This is a genomic window from Leisingera sp. F5, assembly GCF_001593695.1.
Genome location: NZ_LUKH01000935.1, coordinates 1 through 1,449, shown reverse-complemented (window position 1 = coordinate 1,449; position 1,449 = coordinate 1). Strand labels below are relative to the sequence as shown.

Here is a 1,449-nt window from a genome sequence, read left to right as displayed (position 1 = left end):
CATTTCAAAGGCGCTGGTCAGCTCACTCAGATAGCTCTGCAGCTGCGCGCGCCCGTTCCGTGCCGCACTGAAATCCAGCCCATGCGCGCCCTCTCCCATCGAACGCATGCACATGTCTTCGGTTGTGTAGCCGTCCCACATGGTCAAATCGCCCGCCTTGCAGTCATTCCACTTGGCCATCACCTCACGCAGGATCTCTGCATTCGATAGTCCCGTCATTGCAACGCCTCCCAACTCGTATTGATACAACCTCTAAAGGGTGCGCTCCGGTCTCCTCATCCGTCAAGCGTGCCTGCCCGCAATTGCAGCGCAGTCTGAACTGCGCTATGACTTCAACAAGGTCCCGGATACCTGCCGCTCGCAGCCTTTAGCTTTGGTGAAACCCGGACAAGGAATATTCCTGACGCCTGGGTGCATGCCCGGATAGCAACGCGAGCCCTGTCTGTATCGGCAACTGCACCTTCACGCGAAAGGTAACTCCATGCAGCAACAGCCTGCTCTCCCACCTGTTCCGCAGCTCAAGGCCGAAGCGCGCCTGCTGCGCAAGCATTCACAGGCCCAGGGCCAACCTATCAGCCACAGCACCTCCCTGGAGCGAATCGCGCAATACTACGGCTTCCGCGACTGGAACACCCTTAGCGCGCGTGCATCAAACATCCTCGATTTGCAGGTCGGGATGCGAGTCGAAGGCAAGTACTTGGGCCAGCCTTTCACCGGCTATATCCACGGTCTCTCGGCCTGCGGCACCAACGGCCACCGCCGGATAACCCTGCAGTTCGATACTCCGGTGGATGTGGTCCGGTTCGACAGCTTTTCATCCTGGCGCCAAAGGGTGTCCGCGGTGATTGGCGCAGACGACCGGTCGCCGCAGAAAACCGCCAACGGGCTGCCCCATCTGACGGTCAGCCCGCTGTTGTGACCCAAAGGCCTGTCTTCTTTCTAGTCCCAAATACTCCGGGGTGAATGCCCGCAGGGCAGAGGGGCAGCGCCCCTGTTCCCCTGGCAACGAAAACCCCCGCAAGAGACACTTGCGGGGGTTTGATGTTTCACGCTGTCAGTCAGACAAGGATCAGTCTTTGCCCTTGTGCGGCGCCCACAGCTTCTTGTTGGTCAGATACAGCAGCACCGACAGAACGGTCAGGAACAGCACGCCGACAAAGCCGGCCTGCTTGCGTGCCATCATCTTGGGTTCAGCAGTCCACATCAGGAATGCAGCGACGTCCTGCGCCATGGCGTCCACGTCATTGGCGTGGCCATCTGCAAACTCCACCTGTTCATCCGACAGCGGCGGCGCCATCGAAATCCAACCGCCCGGGAAGGCAGTGTTCTGATAGAAGATGGTGCCAGCCTCTTCCTTTTCTTCGCCGGTATAGCCAGCCATCAGAGAGGCGATATACTCGGCACCACCCATGCCTTTGAACAGCTGGTTCAGACCCGAACCGTAGGGAC

3 protein-coding genes are annotated in these 1,449 nt (G+C 59.3%); 1 reads left to right on the top strand and 2 read right to left on the bottom strand.

The window, feature by feature from the left end:
• On the bottom strand, window positions 1-219 hold a 219-nt coding region (locus tag A2I95_RS37595; RefSeq protein ID WP_291737540.1), incomplete at its 3' end, for a hypothetical protein.
• 262 nt (window positions 220-481) lie between these two features.
• Between A2I95_RS37595 and A2I95_RS37590 the strand changes: the two genes are divergently transcribed.
• Window positions 482-919: a glyoxalase superfamily protein gene (locus A2I95_RS37590; protein ID WP_027256880.1), complete on the top strand. Its 438-nt coding sequence runs from the start codon at window positions 482-484 to the stop codon at window positions 917-919.
• A 150-nt stretch (window positions 920-1,069) separates the two neighbouring features.
• On the opposite strand, the gene A2I95_RS37585 is transcribed toward A2I95_RS37590, so the two are convergent.
• On the bottom strand, window positions 1,070-1,449 hold a 380-nt coding region (locus tag A2I95_RS37585), incomplete at its 5' end, for a cytochrome c1 (RefSeq protein WP_291737539.1).

Excerpts from the sequence above, each read along its gene's own strand:
- A2I95_RS37590 (WP_027256880.1), top strand. The coding sequence starts at position 482 with ATGCAGCAACAGCCTGCTCTCCCACCTGTTCCGCAGCTCAAGGCCGAA.